The sequence below is a fragment of the Cedecea sp. NFIX57 genome (assembly GCF_900177785.1).
Lineage (GTDB): Bacteria > Pseudomonadota > Gammaproteobacteria > Enterobacterales > Enterobacteriaceae > Cedecea > Cedecea neteri_C.
The window spans coordinates 55,324-73,633 of sequence record NZ_FXAS01000024.1; the positions used below are offsets into that span (position 1 = coordinate 55,324).

Here is an 18,310-nt window from a genome sequence, read left to right on the forward strand (position 1 = left end):
ATGAGTGTTTCAGCACCAGCAGGGACGCCGGTTCGTCAACTGCACAAGTTTGGGGGCAGCAGTCTTGCCGATGTGAAATGTTACCTGCGCGTGGCGGGTATCATGACCGAATATTCCAGACCGGGTGACATGATGGTGGTTTCGGCCGCCGGCAGTACCACTAACCAGTTGATTAACTGGCTCAAGCTGAGCCAGAGTGACAGGCTTTCCGCGCATCAGGTGCAGCAAACGCTGCGCCGCTATCAGAGCGATTTGATCAGCGGCCTGCTGCCGCCGGAAGTGGCCGATGGCCTGATTGCCGGGTTTATCCACGACCTTGAGCGCCTTGCTGTTCTGCTCGACGGCAAAATGACCGATGCCGTTTATGCCGAAGTGGTTGGCCATGGGGAAGTGTGGTCGGCGCGTTTGATGGCCGCTGTGCTGAATCAGCAGGGCGTTGAAGCCGCCTGGCTGGATGCCCGTGATTTTATGCGCGCTGAACGTGCGGCTCAGCCACAGGTTGACGAAGGCCGTTCCTGGCCGCTGCTGCAAAACTTGCTTGCCCAGCACCCGAATAAACGCCTGGTCGTGACCGGCTTCATCTGCAGCAACGAAGCAGGTGAAACTGTTCTGCTGGGACGTAACGGTTCTGACTATTCAGCGACGCAGATTGGTGCGCTGGCTGGGGTTTCTCGCGTAACTATCTGGAGCGATGTGGCTGGGGTTTACAGCGCCGATCCGCGTAAAGTGAAAGATGCCTGCCTGTTGCCTCTGCTGCGTCTGGATGAAGCCAGCGAGCTGGCTCGTCTCGCCGCGCCGGTACTGCACGCCCGTACATTACAGCCTGTCTCCGGCAGCGATATCGATCTGCAACTGCGCTGCAGCTACTCGCCAGAGCAAGGTTCGACCCGCATTGAACGCGTTCTGGCGTCCGGCACGGGTGCCAGAATTGTGACCAGTCACGACGATGTTTGCCTGATTGAATATCAGGTGCCGTCGCATCAGGATTTCAAGCTGGCGCAAAAAGAGCTGGATCTGATCCTCAAGCGTGGTCAGGTGCGTCCGCTGTCGATTGGCGTGCATCCCGACCGTAATCTGCTGCAGCTTTGCTACACCTCCGAAGTCGCGAACAGCGTGCTGCAACTTCTCCAGAATGCCAGTTTGCAAGGCGAGCTTCGCCTGCGTGAAGGCCTGGCGCTGGTGGCAATGGTCGGGGCCGGTGTTTGCCGCAACCCACTGCATAGCCACCGCTTCTGGCAGCAGTTGAAAGATCATCCCGTGGAGTTTATCTGGCAGTCGGAAGACGGCATTAGCCTGGTGGCTGTGCTGCGCGTAGGCCCAACGGAAAGCCTGATTCAGGGGCTACACAAGTCGCTGTTTCGTGCGGAGAAGCGTATTGGTCTGATGCTGTTCGGCAAAGGCAACATCGGTTCCCGCTGGCTTGAGCTGTTTGCCCGCGAACAGGAAATTCTCTCCGCCCGTACCGGGTTTGAATTTGTGCTGGCTGGCGTGGTGGACAGCAGCCGTAGCTTGCTGAATTACGAAGGCCTGGATGCCAGTCGCGCACTGGCTTTCTTCAATGATGAGGCCGTTCAGCAGGACGAAGAGTCGCTGTTCCTGTGGATGCGGGCTCATCCGTATGATGATTTAGTGGTACTGGACGTGACCGCCAGCGAGCAGCTCGCCGATCAATACCTGGACTTCGCCAGTCATGGCTTCCATGTGATCAGCGCCAACAAGCTTGCCGGCGCGGGGAACGGCCAGAAGTATCGCCAGATTCGTGATGCGTTTGAGAAAACGGGCCGGCACTGGCTGTATAACGCCACGGTGGGCGCAGGGCTGCCGGTTAACCATACGGTTCGCGACCTGCGCGACAGCGGCGATGCTATTCTGGCTATCAGCGGTATTTTCTCGGGGACGCTTTCATGGCTGTTCCTGCAGTTTGATGGCACCGTACCGTTTACTGAACTGGTTGATCAGGCCTGGCAACAGGGGCTAACCGAGCCGGATCCGCGCGTTGACCTGTCAGGTAAAGACGTCATGCGTAAGCTGGTGATCCTGGCCCGCGAAGCGGGTTATGACATCGAGCCGGATCAGGTTCGCGTGGAATCCCTGGTGCCTGCAGGTTGTGAAGGCGGTTCCATCGACCACTTCTTTGAAAATGGTGATGAGCTGAACGAGCAAATGCTGCAGCGGCTTGAGGCCGCGCAGGAGATGGGACTGGTGCTGCGTTATGTGGCCCGGTTTGATGCGAACGGCAAGGCGCGCGTAGGGGTTGAAGCCGTGCGGGCAGAGCATCCGCTGGCCGCTCTGCTACCGTGTGACAACGTCTTTGCGATTGAAAGTCGCTGGTACCGTGACAACCCGCTGGTGATCCGTGGGCCTGGTGCCGGTCGCGATGTTACCGCCGGGGCCATCCAGTCCGATCTGAACCGTCTGGCACAATTGCTGTAGTTTCTTGCCCGCACTCTCTTACTTCGTGAGAGAGTGCGCTTGTCTGTACGTCTTTTTCTCAGCTTCTCCTGAAAAAAATTCATCTTATGTGAGAATTCCTCCACATTTTGTGGTGACATTTTCATTGACGGCTTTCGCCTTTTCGGTCATCTTTCTATCTGGACGTCTAAACGTCTGGATAGCAATAGAACGCCACCACACGATAACGATGCGATTGACGAGGTAAGGGTATGAGCTTTTTTCACGCGAATCAGCGGGAAGCGCTGAACCAGAGTCTGGCCGAAGTGGCCGGGCATATTCATGTTTCCTTTGAATTTTTCCCGCCGCGCAGCAGTGAAATGGAACAAACCCTGTGGAAGTCTATCGACAGACTGAGCATCCTGAAGCCAACATTTGTTTCTGTGACCTACGGGGCAAACTCCGGCGAGCGTGACCGTACCCACAGCATTATCAAAGGCATCAAAGAGCGTACCGGCCTTGAAGCGGCCCCGCATCTGACCTGCGTCGATGCAACACGTGATGAACTGCGCTCGATTGCGCAGGACTACTGGAACAACGGCATTCGCCATATCGTTGCGCTGCGGGGTGACCTGCCGCCTGGCAGCGGTAAGCCGGATATGTATGCTTCTGACCTGGTCGGGCTGCTCAAAGATGTGGGTGACTTCGATATTTCCGTTGCGGCCTACCCGGAAGTCCATCCCGAAGCCAAAAGCGCCCAGGCGGATTTGCTCAGCCTTCGTCGTAAAATTGAAGCCGGCGCTAACCGCGCGATCACTCAATTCTTCTTTGATGTTGAAAGCTATCTTCGTTTCCGCGATCGCTGTGCGGCCACAGGCATTGATGTTGAGATTATCCCGGGCATTTTGCCGGTCTCAAACTTCAGACAGGCGAAGAAATTTGCCGATATGACTAACGTGCGTATTCCGTCGTGGATGGCGCAAATGTTTGAAGGCCTGGATAACGATGCTGAAACCCGTCAACTGGTGGGCGCGAATATCGCCATGGATATGGTGAAAATCCTGAGCCGGGAAGGCGTGAAGGATTTCCACTTCTATACGCTGAACCGGGCGGAAATGAGCTATGCGATCTGCCACACTTTAGGCGTTCGACCAAAGCTGTAGACATTGATTTCACATAAAAAAAGCCCCGTTCATAAGTGAGCGGGGCTTTTTGCTTTATGGGCTAAGAGCGTTACTGATTACTGCCGCTATCGCCGTAAGGCAGTGAATCGTAATCCCGCAGCGCATTTTTCTCATACGGGTTGCCAATCCAGCGGGTCGCTTCGACAAACTGCGGGCTGGCGATGGCTCGCGTCGCGTCGTAGCCGTCATAGCTTAAACCGGCCAAATCAGACCAGGTATGAATCAGTTCTGAGCTGCTGTATTTGCGGTTTATATCTCCCGAGAAGTCACGCGGGTGGGCCTGCTGCCAGGTCGGTGACGTCCAGACGATGAACGGGATGGTGTACATATGACGCGTTGGGTTGCTTTCGTTACGGCCCTGGGTCTGGTGCGGCGGCGTGTCGTAAACCTCTTCCCCGTGATCGGAGAAATAAAGCAGGAAACCGTTAGGATCGCTGGCCTTGTAGTCTTTGATCAGCGTGGAAACCACGTGGTCGTTAAACAGGTTGGCGTTATCGTAGCTGTTGTAGGATTCTTGCTGATCTTTCGTTAGCCCTGCCGGTAAATCGTCCGTTTTACCATCAAACTTGTTCCAGTTTTCAGGGTAGCGGAAGTCGTACCGAATGTGCGTGCCGAGCAGGTGCACGATAATGAATTTCTTCGGTGCAGGGTCGGCCAGAACCTCTTTAAACGGCGCGAGGACGTTAGTGTCGTATTCGCGTGCGCTCTGGGTACGCTGCTGATTCATATAGTATTGTTTGTCGGTCTGCTTTGAGAACACGGTCAGCATGGTGTTGCGTTCTGTCATGGTCTGCTGATTGGTGATCCAGAATGTTTTGTACCCGGCCTGCTTCATCAGGTTCATCAGCGAAGGCTTAGTCAGGTAGAGGTCAGGATCTTTCTCGTCGGCAAACGTAAGCGCCTGCTGCAGAATTTCAATGGTGTAAGGACGTGAAGTGACGACGTTATTAAACACCGTCATTTGCGGGTCAGTTTTATGCAGCTCATCCATTTCCGGCGTGGTCTGGCGATGGTAGCCGTAAAGGCTCATGCGGCCACGCTGTGTTGACTCCCCAATAACCAGCACCAACGTGCGCGGCGCGTTACCGGAAGTATCTTTCAGGTTAGCTAAAGGCGGCAGGGCATTGTTGGACGTTAGCAGGTTATTCAGGCTGTCCAGCTGCTGGCGGTATTCGGTATAGGCAACGATAAACTGCCAGGGTGCCGCAGGCTCAAGGCGAGAAGAAATGCTTGAGAACGAGTCGGCGATGCTGCGTTTATTGATAAGGCACTCTTTACCCACCGGATTCAACACAAGGCCAAACAGAATGGCGAATGACACCAGCCATCGCCACGGGTTTGGAATATAGACCGGGCGCAGGCGTGTCCAAAGAAAGATGGCGACCAGCGTATAGGCAAGCGTAATCAACAGCAGTTTCAGGCTGAAATACTGGCTCAGGTACTCGCTGGCCTCATTGGCGTTTGTTTCGAACATCACAAACAGGACGCTTTGTGAGAACTCCTGCCCGTAGACAACGTAATAACCCAGGGCGGCAACTGAGGCTGCCCAAAGGATAACGCCGATGACAGCGGCAATAATGCGTGTGCGCTGTGGGAACAGAAATACAGGAATGAACCACAGGGAGCTAAACAATAAGGAGTCACGAAGCCCCGTTGTACCGCTGTAGCCTGTCGTTAATATGGCAATCTGCAAAACCGAGGAAAAATACCAAAAGTAGAGTAAAACCCATCCAAGGGCTTTAATGCTGAACTTGCGTTCAGACTGTTTCAATGTGAAGTGCATACTCTTGCCTGTGCTATAAAATTATCATTAACCGTAATGAGAAAACCTTAAGTAAGCCTTAGTTATGAACGCTACGGTGGCTTGTACTCACGAAAAAAGCCACCCATTACTGGGTGACTTTTGCGCACAATATAGAAAATGTGTCGGAATAATGACAGCGTAATTTCAGGCTTGTTCCGGGGATATTTATGCGGCCAATACTTTTGGTTTTTTGTTGTTTATTTGTTGAAGATGGCGTGGGAAATAAACGTGTTAAGTACGCTTAATAGCGATGAGCGCTTTCACTGGTTAGAAATAAAAACCCCCGCATTTGCGGGGGCTTGATGAAGCTAAAAAGTCTTAGCCGGTATTACGCATCCCGGCGGCAACCCCAGCGATGGTGACCATCAAGGCTTGCTCTACTCGGGCATCAGGCTCTTCGCCTTTTTCTTCCGACTGGCGTGAGCGGTGCAGCAGTTCGGCCTGCAGGACGTTCAGTGGATCGGTATAGATATTACGTAGGGTAATGGACTCGGCAATCCACGGTAAATCTTCCATCAGGTGCGAGTCGTTGGCGATATCCAGCACGACTTTGATGTCGGCTTCCAGCTGGTCACGCAGCTGTTTACCCAGCTTCCACAGCTCAGGCTTCACCAGGCGCTGATCGTAGTATTCCGCCAGCCAAAGGTCGGCTTTGGCAAACACCATCTCCAGCATGCCGAGGCGAGTAGAGAAAAACGGCCAGTCGCGGCACATTGTTTCCAGCTCGCTTTGCTTGCCTTCTTCCACGACTTTCTGCAGCGCCGCACCTGCGCCCAGCCAGGCTGGCAGCATCAGGCGGTTTTGGGTCCAGGCGAAGATCCAAGGAATCGCACGTAAAGATTCTACCCCGCCGTTTGGACGACGTTTGGCTGGGCGAGAGCCCAACGGTAGTTTGCCCAGTTCCAGCTCCGGCGTGGCGGAACGGAAATACGGCACGAAGTCTTTGTTCTCGCGAATATAGCCGCGATACATCTCGCACGATGTCGCGGAAAGTGAGTTCATGATCTGAATCCACTCTTTCTTCGGCTCCGGCGGCGGCAGCAGGTTAGCTTCAAGAATCGCGCTGGTGTAGAGCGACAGGCTGCTGATGGTGATTTCCGGCAGGCCGTATTTAAAGCGAATCATCTCGCCTTGCTCGGTGACGCGCAGGCCGCCTTTCAGGCTTCCCGGCGGCTGAGAAAGCAGGGCTGCGTGGGCTGGCGCACCGCCGCGGCCGATGGAGCCGCCGCGCCCGTGGAATAACGTCAGGGCGATACCTGCTTTCTCGCAGGTTTTGATCAGCGCATCTTGTGCTTCGTACTGCGCCCAGGATGCAGCCATTACGCCTGCGTCTTTCGCCGAGTCGGAATAGCCAATCATCACCATCTGTTTGCCCTGGATAAAGCCACGGTACCAGTCGATGTTCAGCAACTGGGTCATGACGTCGTCGGCATTATTCAGGTCGTCGAGGGTTTCGAACAGCGGCGCAACCGGCAGGGCGAAGGTACAGCCCGCTTCTTTCAGCAGCAGGTGAACGGCCAGCACGTCGGACGGCGTTTTTGCCATCGAAATAACGTAGGCAGCAATGGAACCGCGTGGCGCTTCGGCCACCACTTTGCAGGTTTCCAGCACTTCCTGAGTGTCAGCGCTTGGTTCCCACTGACGAGGCAACAGAGGGCGCTTGGAGTTCAGTTCGCGGATCAGGAAGGCTTGTTTATCGGCCTCTGACCAGCTCTCGTAGTCGCCGATGCCAAGATAGCGGGTCATTTCGCCCAGCGCTTCGCTGTGGCGGGTGCTTTCCTGACGAATATCAATACGTACCAGAGGCACGCCGAAGCATTTCACGCGGCGCAGGGTGTCCAGCAACTGCCCGTTAGCAATGATGCCCATGCCGCAGGCCTGCAAGGATTGATAACAGGCGTAGAGCGGATCCCAAAGCTGCTCGTTTTGAATGAGCAGGCCTTCCGGCTTCGGCAGGCGCTGGCCTTTCAGTCGGGCTTCAAGCCAGGCCTGGGTGGAGAGCAGCTGCTGGCGCAGGCCTTTCATGATATGGCGGTAAGGTTCCTGTCCAGCATCTGGCCCTGCCAGTTCGCTAAGCTCTGCCGTGCATTCCACCATCGATAGTTCGGAAACCAGCACCGCAATATCGCGCAGGAACAGATCAGTGGCTTTCCAACGGCTGAGCAGCAGGACGTGGCGGGTGATGTCGGACGTTACGTTCGGGTTACCGTCACGGTCGCCACCCATCCAGGAGGTAAAGCGTACCGGAACGAAGTCCACCGGCAGCTTGTAATTCAAATTTTCTTCGAGCTGTTCGTTAAGCTCGCGCAGGTAGTTTGGCACCCCTTCCCAGAGGCTGTTTTCTACCACCGCAAAGCCCCATTTGGCTTCGTCGACCGGAGAAGGGCGATGCTTACGAATTTCGTCGGTATGCCATGCCTGAGCAACCAGCTGACGCAGGCGGCGCATGATCTGGTTGCGCTCGTAGTCGGCAAGATCGCTGTGGTCGAGCTGCTTAAGGCAGCTGTTTACTTCGACCAGTTTGTGAATCAGGGTACGGCGAGTGATCTCGGTAGGGTGAGCAGTGAGCACCAGTTCCAGAGAGAGAGACTCAACGGCTGCGCGAATGTCCGCTTCGCCAATGCCCGGCTGATTTTTCAGTTTTTGCAGCGTTTTAGCGATGACTTCCGGGTTGCTGGCCGCTTCGCCCGTCGCGGAGATGCTGTGGTACTGCTCTGCGGTGTTGGCAAGATTAAGAAACTGGCTAAAGGCGCGGGCGACGGGGAGCAGTTCATCATTTGAGAGGTTCTGCAGCGTGCTCAGCAGCTCCTGACGATTGGCTTCATTACCGGCGCGGGAGGACTTGGATAACTTACGGATCGTTTCTACGCGGTCGAGAATATTTTCCCCCAGCGCATCTTTGATGGTATCTCCGAGCAGTTTTCCGAGCATGCTGACATTACTTCGCAAAGCAGAATAGCGTTCGTTCATATGACTCCAGCCCAATCTATTATGTAACTTAATTTCACCCGTGAAGGTTCAACACCGCCTTTTATAAAGCCACGTCATAAACCATTCGTCAATTGCTACGAAATCGTTTCAGCAAACGAGGAAATGACGCGAATTTATGAAATTTAATTACCAACTTCGCTCATAAGCATTTCTTATAGGAATAGCGATTATTCCAGATTAAAAAGGGGGTAAAACCCCCTTTTACCGCGATTAATTAATGCCAGCAAAAATGATGCACTACCTGAGTAATTAACTCCCGGGTTGGCTTGATGAAGCGGGTATCAATGTATTCATCCGGCTGGTGCGCCTGGTTGATGGAGCCTGGACCAAGCACCAGCGTTGGGCACACAGTCTGGATAAATGGTGCTTCAGTGCAGTAGTTCACCACTTCCGTTTGCGCGCCGAGCAGTTTCTCAACGACCTGCACGAGCTGGTGGTCCGGCGGGCATTCGTAGCCTGGAATCGGCGGATGAAGTTCAGAGACCGTCAGGCGGCCAGGCCAGCACTGACTTACGGGTTCTAATGCTTCAGTCAGTAAACCGTTCAGATCGTTTAATGTCATGCCCGGCAGCGGGCGAATGTCCATGTGAAGTTCGCAACATGCACAAATGCGGTTTGCCGCGTCGCCGCCGTTAATGTGCCCGAGGTTGAGGGTTGGATACGGCACGGTGAAGGCATCATGGTGATAGCGATCTTTCAGCGTATTGCGCAGCGTGAGGATGTGGCCGATGGCATCATGCATCAGTTCAATGGCGTTGACGCCTCGCGCCGGATCGCTCGAGTGACCGGACTGCCCCAGAATACGAATGGCGTTAGACAAGTGGCCTTTGTGCGCGCGTACCGGCTGTAAAGATGTTGGCTCACCGATGATCGCGCAGTCCGGGCGCAGCGACGTTGTTTCAGCGAAATAGCGTGCGCCCGCCATGGTGGTCTCTTCATCGGCGGTTGCCAGAATGTAGAGCGGCTTTTTCAGGGTTGTCACATCCACGTCGCGCAGCGCATCCAGAATGAACGCGAAGAACCCTTTCATGTCGGCGGTACCCAGGCCGTAAAGCTTGTTGTCGTGCTCGGTCAGGGTAAACGGGTCTCGCGTCCAGCGGCCATCGTCGAACGGCACGGTATCGGTGTGCCCCGCCAGCAGCAGGCCGCCAGCCCCCTGGCCACTGCTCGCCAACATGTTGAATTTATTGCGAGTGCCGGGCACTGGCTGAATTTCGACGTTAAAACCGAGGTCGCGGAACCAGCCGGCCAGTAAATTGATTAAAGACTCATTGCTTTGATCCAGCGCGCTGTCGGTGGCGCTGATGGAAGGTGTCGCGATCAGGGCGCGGTAGATCTCGATAAAAGGCGGTAATTTCATCTTCACTGTTGACAGGCCTTAGGTTAGGATAGTATCAATATTCATGCATTAATTGTGAATAAAAATACAATAACGTTGAGCGTAAAGGAACAGTTAAGCGTTCCGGTGAATAAAAAACCACGCTAACGGACGTGGGTGAAAGCGTCAGGCTGGCACTCTGAGCAGACCGAAAAGACAAGGTGAACGACCCAGATGTTGAATACGCTGATTGTGGGTGCAAGCGGTTATGCAGGCGCAGAGCTTGTAAGCTATTTGAATCGCCATCCTGATATGAACATAACCGCTTTGACGGTTTCAGCGCAAAGTTCAGATGCAGGAAAATTGATATCTGATTTGCATCCGCAGTTAAAGGGCATTGTTGATCTGCCATTGCAGGCGATGTCCGACATCAGCGAGTTCAGCGAGGGCGTGGATGTGGTGTTCCTCGCCACCGCCCACGAAGTCAGCCACGACCTGGCCCCGCAGTTCCTGGCGGCAGGCTGCGTGGTGATCGATCTCTCCGGCGCGTTCCGCGTTAACGACCCGGCGTTCTATGAGCGTTATTACGGTTTTACTCACCAGCATCCTGATCTGCTGGAAAAAGCGGTTTATGGCCTGGCCGAATGGCAGGGCGCTGCGCTCAAAGAGAGCAATTTAATTGCCGTGCCGGGCTGCTACCCGACGGCGTCTCAGCTGGCGCTGAAGCCGCTGATCGACGCCGATCTGCTGGATTTGAACCAGTGGCCGGTGATCAACGCCACCAGCGGCGTCAGCGGTGCCGGGCGCAAGGCCGCGATTTCCAACAGCTTCTGCGAAGTCAGCCTGCAGCCTTATGGCGTGTTTAATCACCGTCATCAGCCAGAAATCGCCACCCATCTTGGCGCGCCGGTGATTTTCACCCCGCACCTCGGCAATTTCCCGCGTGGCATTCTGGCGACGATTACCTGCCGCCTGAAAGCTGGCGTTACACAGCAGCAGATCGCGGAGACGTTTACCCAGGCCTACGGCGACAAGCCGCTGGTTCGCCTGTACGAAAAAGGCGTGCCGGCGCTGAAAAATGTGGTTGGCCTGCCGTTCTGCGACATCGGCTTTGCCGTGCAGGATGAGCATCTGATTGTTGTTGCCACCGAGGATAACCTGCTGAAAGGTGCCGCGGCGCAGGCAGTGCAGTGTCTTAATATTCGTTTTGGCTTCGCCGAAACGCAGTCCCTTATTTAACCGTCGGTCGGGTGAAATGATGAATCCTTTAATTATCAAATTGGGCGGCGTGCTGCTGGATAGCGAAGAAGCGCTGGAGCGCCTGTTTACCGCGCTGGTGAATTACCGTCAGTCCCATCAGCGTCCGCTGGTGATTGTTCACGGCGGCGGTTGCCTGGTGGATGAGCTGATGAAAAAGCTGGCGCTGCCGGTGGAAAAGAAAAATGGCCTGCGTGTGACGCCTGCCGACCAGATTGACATTATTACCGGTGCGCTGGCTGGCACGGCCAACAAGACGCTGCTGGCCTGGGCGAAGAAGCATGGTATTAACGGCGTTGGCTTGAGCCTTGGCGACGGAGATAGCGTCACTGTGACCCAGCTTGATGAAGCGCTTGGCCATGTTGGTCTGGCTAAGCCGGGTTCGCCAAAACTGATTAATACGCTGCTGGAAAATGGATTCCTGCCGATTGTCAGCTCCATCGGTGTGACCACTGAAGGCGAGCTAATGAACGTCAATGCGGATCAGGCGGCAACGGCGCTGGCCGCAACGCTCGGCGCGGATTTAATCCTGCTCTCTGATGTGAGCGGTATCCTGGACGGTAAAGGTCAGCGCATCGCCGAGATGACAGCGGCCAAAGCTGAGCAGCTGATTGAGCAAGGCATTATTACCGACGGCATGATTGTGAAAGTGAATGCGGCGCTGGATGCGGCCCGTACCCTGGGGCGTCCGGTGGATATTGCCTCGTGGCGCCACGCGGATCAGCTACCCTCTTTATTCAACGGTGTGGCTATCGGCACCCGGATTCTGGCATAGACAAAGAATAGTTTTAACAAGGACAAAACAATGCAAAATCACGGCATCAAAAAAATCGTTCTCGCATACTCTGGCGGCCTCGACACTTCAGCCATCATTCCATGGCTGAAAGAGAACTACGGCGGCTGCGAAGTGGTCGCCTGCGTGGTGGATATCGGTCAGGATCGTGAAGATCTGAAAGGCGTTGAGCAGAAAGCGCTGCGCTCCGGGGCTTCGGAGTGCTACGTGGTCGATGCGCGTGAAGAGTTTATCAGCGACTATGTTTACCCTGTGCTGCAGACCGGGGCGCTGTATGAAGGCAGCTATCTGCTCGGCACTTCTATGGCACGTCCGCTGATCGCTAAAGCGCTGGTGGATGTGGCGAATAAAGTGGGCGCAGATGCGCTGTGCCACGGTGCAACCGGCAAAGGTAACGACCAGGTGCGTTTTGAATCTACCTGGGCCGCGTTGGCTCCTCACCTGAAGGTTGTTGCCCCGTGGCGTGAGTGGAACCTGCGTTCCCGTGAAGCGTTGCTCGACTACCTGAAAGAGCGTGATATCCCGACGACTGCCTCGCTGGAAAAAATCTACAGCCGTGACGAAAACGCCTGGCACATTTCTACTGAAGGCGGCGTGCTGGAAAGCCCATGGAATGCCCCGAACAAAGACTGCTGGGTGTGGACCGTTGACCCGCAGGAAGCGCCGGATCAGGCCGAGCAGGTCACTGTGACCGTTAAGCAGGGCAAAGTTGTGGCCGTGAACGGGGAAGCGATGAGCCCGTTCAAATGCCTGGAAACCCTGAACGCTATCGGCGCGAAGCACGGTATTGGCCGTATCGATATCGTTGAAAACCGCCTGGTGGGTATTAAGTCCCGTGGTTGCTATGAAACCCCAGGGGGCACCATTATGATGGCTGCGCTGCGTGGCGTTGAGCAACTGGTGTTGGATCGCGATTCTTTCAAATGGCGTGAGCAACTGGGTCTCGAAATGTCCTACGTCGTGTACGATGGCCGCTGGTTTGCACCGCTGCGTAAATCTCTGCAGGCATCTGCCGAGTCGCTGGCGGAAGAAGTGAACGGCGAAGTTGTGCTGCAGCTGTACAAAGGCCAGGTGACGGCGATTCAGAAAAAATCCCCGAACAGCCTCTACAGCGAAGAGTTTGCGACCTTTGGCGAAGATGAAGTTTACGATCACAGCCACGCGGGCGGCTTTATCCGTCTGTTCTCGCTCTCTTCCCGTATCCGTGCGCTGAACGAACTTAAGAAGTAATTTTTTACCCTCACGTGTTCCCAGGCCGGGAATGCGTGAGGGGCAAACGAATATCAATATGATGAATGGAGCATGACTATGGCACTTTGGGGTGGGCGTTTTACTCAGGCAGCCGATCAACGGTTTAAGCAATTCAATGACTCTTTACGCTTTGACTATCGCCTGGCTGAGCAAGACATCGTAGGTTCCGTCGCCTGGTCCAAAGCGTTGGTCACCGTGGGCGTGCTGACTGAAGCTGAGCAACAGCAGCTTGAGCAGGCCCTGAAAGTCTTGCTGGAAGAAGTGCAGGTTAACCCGCAGGCTATTCTGGAAAGCGATGCGGAAGATATTCACAGCTGGGTGGAAGGCAAGCTGATCGATAAAGTCGGTGCGCTGGGTAAAAAACTCCATACTGGCCGTAGCCGCAACGATCAGGTCGCCACCGACCTGAAACTGTGGTGCAAAATGCAAATCAGCGAACTGCTGGCTGCCACCCGCCAGGTGCAGCAGGCATTAATTGAAACAGCTGAAGCCAATCAGGATGCGGTGATGCCGGGTTATACACACCTGCAGCGCGCGCAGCCGGTTACTTTTGCCCATTGGTGCCTGGCGTACGTTGAGATGCTGGCGCGCGATGAAAGCCGTTTGCAAAGCACTCTGCAGCGCCTGGACGTCAGCCCGCTGGGCAGCGGCGCGCTGGCAGGTACCGCCTATGAGATTGATCGCGAGCAGCTTGCCGGTTGGTTAGGTTTTGCTTCCGCGACCCGCAACAGCCTCGACAGCGTTTCTGACCGCGATCATGTTCTGGAACTGCTGTCTAACGCTTCTATCGGCATGGTTCACCTGTCCCGTTTCGCAGAAGATCTGATCTTCTTCAATACCGGGGAAGCCGGTTTTGTTGAGCTGTCCGATCGCGTGACTTCTGGCTCCTCCCTGATGCCGCAGAAGAAAAACCCGGATGCGCTGGAGCTGATCCGCGGCAAGTGCGGCCGCGTGCAGGGCGCGTTGACCGGCATGATGATGACCCTCAAAGGCCTGCCGCTGGCGTATAACAAAGACATGCAGGAAGACAAAGAAGGTCTGTTCGATGCCCTCGATACCTGGCTTGATTGTCTGCATATGTCCGTGCTGGTGCTGGACGGCATTCAGGTTAAACGTCCTCGCTGCCAGGAAGCGGCTGAGCAAGGCTATGCCAACGCCACCGAGCTGGCGGATTACCTGGTTGCTAAAGGTGTGCCGTTCCGTGAAGCCCACCACATTGTCGGCGAGGCTGTCGTCGAAGCGATTAAACAAGGTAAAGCGCTGGAAGCCTTAACCCTTGCCGATCTGCAGAAGTTCAGTGCGGTTATTGGCGACGACGTTTATCCGATTCTGTCGCTGCAATCCTGCCTCGACAAGCGCGCCGCGAAAGGTGGTGTTTCACCTAAGCAGGTTGCTCAGGCTATCGCCGACGCGAAACAGCGTCTGGTCTAATCCCCTCGAAATTTGAACAAAAAAAAGCGGACATACTGTCCGCTAAAAGTTCACGTTGGCTTTAATAATTCGTCAGGTTCAGAGAACAGAGAGTCTCTGCAGCCGCGCGTCGTTCTGGGGTAAGTCAGAGCGATGCGCCTTGCTGTTGCTGGCTATTATTCACCAACATTGCTTGATAGGGATAATCGTTCGTTGCTATGCTATCTATCGCCATGAACTATCGTGGCGCAGGAGGATAGAGAATGAATATTCGAGATCTTGAATACCTGGTGGCGCTGGCCGAGCACCGCCATTTTCGCCGGGCAGCGGATGCCTGTCACGTTAGCCAGCCGACCCTGAGCGGCCAGATTCGCAAGCTGGAAGATGAGCTGGGCGTTATGCTGCTGGAGCGTACCAGCCGTAAAGTGCTGTTCACCCAGGCAGGTTTGCTGCTGGTGGATCAGGCGCGGACGGTGCTGCGTGAAGTCAAAGTACTGAAAGAGATGGCCAGCCAGCAGGGCGAAGCCATGTCCGGCCCGCTGCACATTGGCCTGATCCCAACCGTGGGGCCTTATCTGTTGCCGCAAATTATTCCTATGCTGCATCAGACCTTCCCTAAGCTGGAAATGTACCTGCATGAAGCTCAGACCCATCAACTGCTGGCGCAGCTCGACAGCGGCAAGCTGGACTGCGCCATTCTGGCGCTGGTAAAAGAGAGCGAAGCGTTTATTGAGGTGCCGCTGTTTGATGAGCCGATGGTGCTGGCGGTTTATCAGGATCACCCGTGGGCGAACCGCGACCGCGTGCCGATGTCCGATTTGGCCGGTGAAAAGCTGCTGATGCTGGAAGACGGGCATTGCCTGCGCGATCAGGCTATGGGCTTTTGCTTTGAAGCGGGCGCGGATGAAGATACCCATTTCCGGGCAACAAGCTTAGAAACGCTGCGTAACATGGTAGCTGCAGGAAGTGGCATCACGCTTTTGCCAGCCCTTGCCGTGCCGCATGAACGCCAGCGCGACGGCGTAGTTTATCTGCCGTGTTATAAACCAGAACCGCGTCGTACCATCGGCCTGGTTTATCGTCCGGGGTCACCGCTGCGCAGCCGCTATGAGCAGCTGGCAGAGGCCATCCGCACGCAGATGGATGGCCATTTCGACTCAGCGTTAAAACAGGCGATTTAAGCCGTTAAGCGCCGCTACCCGGTAGGCTTCCGCCATTGTTGGGTAGTTAAAGGTGGTGTTAACGAAATACTCAATGGTGTTACCGCCACCTTTCTGCTCCATAATCGCCTGGCCGATGTGAATAATTTCGGCCGCGCGCTCACCAAAGCAGTGGATCCCCAGAATTTCTTTCGTCTCACGGTGGAACAGGATTTTCAGCGTCCCAACGTTCATACCCACGATTTGCGCCCGCGCGAGATGTTTAAACTGCGCCCGGCCCACTTCGTAAGGCACTTTCATCGAGGTCAGCTGTTGTTCTGTTTTGCCCACGGAGCTGATTTCAGGAATGGTGTAGATGCCGGTTGGAATATCTTCAATCAGATGCCCCGTGGCTTCCCCTTTCACCAGCGCCTGAGCGGCGATACGACCTTGATCATAGGCTGCTGAAGCCAGACTTGGATAACCAATCACGTCACCTACCGCGTAGATATGCGGCAGCGCGGTCTGATACATGCTGTTGACCTTGATAAGTCCACGGCTGTCCGCTTCCAGACCGATATTTTCCAGCGCCAGTGAATCTGTATTCCCGGTACGTCCGTTGGCGTAAAGCAGGCAATCCGCCTTCACTTTTTTGCCGGACTTCAGAGAGACAATCACGCCATCGTCCACGCCTTCAATCTTCTCAAACTCTTCGTTGTGGCGGATAACCACGCCGCTGTTCCAGAAGTGATAGGAGAGCGAATCCGACATTTCCTGATCGAGGAAAGCCAGCAGGCGATCGCGAGTGTTGATCAGATCAACTTTGACGTTCATCCCTCGGAAGATCGAAGCGTATTCGCAGCCGATCACCCCGGCACCATAGATGATCACATGGCGCGGTTCGTGATGCAGACTGAGAATTGAGTCGCTGTCGTAGATACGCGGATGGGTAAAGTCCACTTCCGGCGGGCGGTAAGGGCGAGAACCGCAGGCAATGACAAATTTCTCAGCGGTATAGGTTTCGACCGACCCATCGTGGCACAGAAGCTCGATAGTGTGCTCATCCACAAAGTGTGCATCGCCCTGCAGCATCTCGCAGCGGTTACGCTCGTAAAAGCCCTGACGCATGCGGGTTTGCTGGTTAATCACGCTGTCGGCGTGGTTAAGGATGTCGGCAAAAGAAGAGCGGAGAAGGTGAGTGTGGTCGCTGTATAACGGGTTTTGATTGAATTCAATAATGCGGCTGACGGCGTGGCGGAGGGCTTTCGAAGGGATGGTGCCCCAATGGGTACAACCGCCGCCGACATTGTGGTAGCGCTCAATCACCGCTACCCTGGCTCCTTGTTTCACCAGCCCCATGGCGGCACCTTCGCCTCCGGGACCGGAACCAATCACTATTGCGTCATAATCGTAGGTTTGTGGCATGGTAAGGCTTACCTGTTTTTATACATAAAGGCAACACGATGGTAACATCAACCAGGAATTTCCCCAATTCTCGTTGTGCTTTTTCCCGCCTGGGCAGGTCAATGTTCCGTAAACAATCATTCACAATACACTATAAAAGCGGTAGCTTGATTCTCTGATATAGTTCCAGCTCTGTTTGAAGGATTCAGGCAATATGATGGGTGTAAGAGCGCAACAAAAAGAGAGAACCAGGCGTTCTTTAGTCGAGGCAGCCTTTAGCCAGCTAAGCGCCGAAAGAAGCTTTGCCAGCCTGAGCCTGCGTGAAGTTGCCCGCGAAGCTGGTATTGCGCCAACGTCATTTTATCGCCATTTCCGCGATGTTGATGAACTCGGTCTTACAATGGTAGACGAAAGTGGCCTGATGCTGCGGCAGTTAATGCGGCAGGCGCGGCAGCGCATCGCCAAAGGCGGCAGCGTGATTCGTACCTCAGTGTCAACGTTCATGGAGTTTATCGGCAATAACCCTAACGCTTTCCGCCTGTTGCTGCGTGAACGTTCGGGCACGTCTGCGGCGTTTCGTGCCGCGGTTGCTCGTGAAATTCAGCACTTCATCGCGGAACTTGCCGACTATTTAGAACTCGAAAATCGCATGCCTCGCAGCTTCACCGAAGCGCAGGCGGAAGCGATGGTCACGATTGTGTTTAGTGCAGGTGCCGAAGCGCTGGACGTTGATATTGAACAGCGTCGTCAGCTCGAAGAGCGACTGGTGTTGCAGCTACGTATGATCTCGAAAGGGGCGTACTACTGGTATCGCCGGGAACAAGAAAAAATGGCACTGGCTCATTTATCCGAAGAGTGAAGGAACGAGCAATGAAACAGTTACAAGATAGAGGTACGCTGGCGCTGGCGTTTATCGCTGGTCTGTCGATTAACGGATCTTTTGCCGCGCTGTTCAGCTCGGTTGTTCCGTTCTCGCTATTTCCTATTATCGCTCTGGTGCTGGCGGTTTATTGCCTGCATCAGCGCTATCAGAATCGTACGATGCCCGTTGGGTTACCGAGTCTTGCGGCGGCCTGTTTTGTGTTAGGCGTGCTGCTTTTTAGCTCAGTCGTTCGCGTTGAATACCCGGCGATTGGCTCTAACTTTATCCCTTCGATTCTGTCGGTGGTTGTGCTGTTCTGGATTTTGTTTAAAGTTCGCTCCCGCAAATCAGAAGCAGCTGAGTAAGCCCGATAAAAAGCAAAAAGGACGCCTCGGCGTCCTTTCAGATTGATGACAAAGTCCTGGCCGTGAGGCCGGGACTTTGATCTAATAAGGTCAGTGCAAAAAACGGACTGACCGCCATGCTCAGAGAACTTTCCCCGCAGC

General features: G+C 54.7%; 13 protein-coding genes. 9 read left to right on the forward strand and 4 right to left on the reverse strand.

Annotated features, from left to right (window positions below):
* Together B9Y90_RS18860 and metF are read left to right on the forward strand one after the other, a co-directional pair.
* Positions 1 to 2,433, forward strand: coding sequence for a bifunctional aspartate kinase/homoserine dehydrogenase II (locus tag B9Y90_RS18860; RefSeq protein ID WP_039289183.1), 2,433 nt, complete (start codon positions 1 to 3; stop codon positions 2,431 to 2,433).
* Positions 2,434 to 2,663: 230 nt separating this feature from the next.
* Positions 2,664 to 3,554 carry a methylenetetrahydrofolate reductase gene (gene metF, locus B9Y90_RS18865; RefSeq protein ID WP_039289184.1) on the forward strand — a complete coding sequence of 297 codons (891 nt, stop codon included), beginning with the start codon at positions 2,664 to 2,666 and terminating at the stop codon, positions 3,552 to 3,554.
* Between the two features lie 70 nt (positions 3,555 to 3,624).
* Here the strand turns inward: metF and B9Y90_RS18870 are convergent, their stop codons facing one another.
* The 3 genes from B9Y90_RS18870 to argE all read right to left on the reverse strand — a co-directional run bounded on the left by B9Y90_RS18870 (position 3,625) and on the right by argE (position 9,736).
* Entirely contained in the window at positions 3,625 to 5,358 is a 1,734-nt protein-coding gene (locus B9Y90_RS18870) for a phosphoethanolamine transferase CptA (RefSeq protein ID WP_085542175.1), read from the reverse strand.
* A gap of 339 nt (positions 5,359 to 5,697) precedes the next feature.
* A complete protein-coding gene (gene ppc, locus B9Y90_RS18875; RefSeq protein ID WP_085542176.1) occupies positions 5,698 to 8,349 on the reverse strand; it encodes a phosphoenolpyruvate carboxylase in 2,652 nt (883 codons plus the stop codon).
* A 235-nt stretch (positions 8,350 to 8,584) separates the two neighbouring features.
* Positions 8,585 to 9,736 carry an acetylornithine deacetylase gene (gene argE / locus B9Y90_RS18880; RefSeq protein ID WP_085542177.1) on the reverse strand — a complete coding sequence of 384 codons (1,152 nt, stop codon included), beginning with the start codon at positions 9,734 to 9,736 and terminating at the stop codon, positions 8,585 to 8,587.
* 186 nt (positions 9,737 to 9,922) lie between these two features.
* On the opposite strand from argE, the gene argC reads away from it, so the two are divergent.
* The 5 genes from argC (at position 9,923) to oxyR (ending at position 15,580) form a co-directional block, all read left to right on the forward strand.
* Entirely contained in the window at positions 9,923 to 10,927 is a 1,005-nt protein-coding gene (gene argC, locus B9Y90_RS18885) for an N-acetyl-gamma-glutamyl-phosphate reductase (protein ID WP_085542178.1), read from the forward strand.
* A 16-nt stretch (positions 10,928 to 10,943) separates the two neighbouring features.
* Complete coding sequence (gene argB / locus B9Y90_RS18890; RefSeq protein ID WP_139827415.1) at positions 10,944 to 11,720, forward strand: acetylglutamate kinase; 777 nt, start codon at positions 10,944 to 10,946, stop codon at positions 11,718 to 11,720.
* Positions 11,721 to 11,750: 30 nt separating this feature from the next.
* Entirely contained in the window at positions 11,751 to 12,968 is a 1,218-nt protein-coding gene (locus B9Y90_RS18895; RefSeq protein ID WP_039289189.1) for an argininosuccinate synthase, read from the forward strand.
* 78 nt (positions 12,969 to 13,046) lie between these two features.
* Entirely contained in the window at positions 13,047 to 14,420 is a 1,374-nt protein-coding gene (argH, locus tag B9Y90_RS18900) for an argininosuccinate lyase (protein WP_008457569.1), read from the forward strand.
* 242 nt (positions 14,421 to 14,662) lie between these two features.
* On the forward strand, positions 14,663 to 15,580 hold the full coding sequence (gene oxyR, locus B9Y90_RS18905; protein ID WP_039289191.1) for a DNA-binding transcriptional regulator OxyR: 918 nt from the start codon (positions 14,663 to 14,665) through the stop codon (positions 15,578 to 15,580).
* Here the strand turns inward: oxyR and sthA are convergent.
* On the reverse strand, positions 15,563 to 16,963 hold the full coding sequence (sthA, locus tag B9Y90_RS18910; RefSeq protein ID WP_061276369.1) for a Si-specific NAD(P)(+) transhydrogenase: 1,401 nt from the start codon (positions 16,961 to 16,963) through the stop codon (positions 15,563 to 15,565). The two genes, oxyR and sthA, sit on opposite strands and share 18 nt — an antisense overlap.
* A 196-nt stretch (positions 16,964 to 17,159) precedes the next feature.
* Between sthA and fabR the strand changes: the two genes are divergently transcribed.
* Together fabR and B9Y90_RS18920 are read left to right on the forward strand one after the other, a co-directional pair.
* Positions 17,160 to 17,801, forward strand: a complete 642-nt coding sequence (gene fabR, locus B9Y90_RS18915) for an HTH-type transcriptional repressor FabR (RefSeq protein WP_039289193.1) — start codon at positions 17,160 to 17,162, stop codon at positions 17,799 to 17,801.
* Positions 17,802 to 17,812: 11 nt separating this feature from the next.
* A complete protein-coding gene (locus tag B9Y90_RS18920) occupies positions 17,813 to 18,169 on the forward strand; it encodes a YijD family membrane protein (RefSeq protein WP_039289194.1) in 357 nt (118 codons plus the stop codon).
* The last annotated feature ends 141 nt before the right edge of the window (positions 18,170 to 18,310 follow it).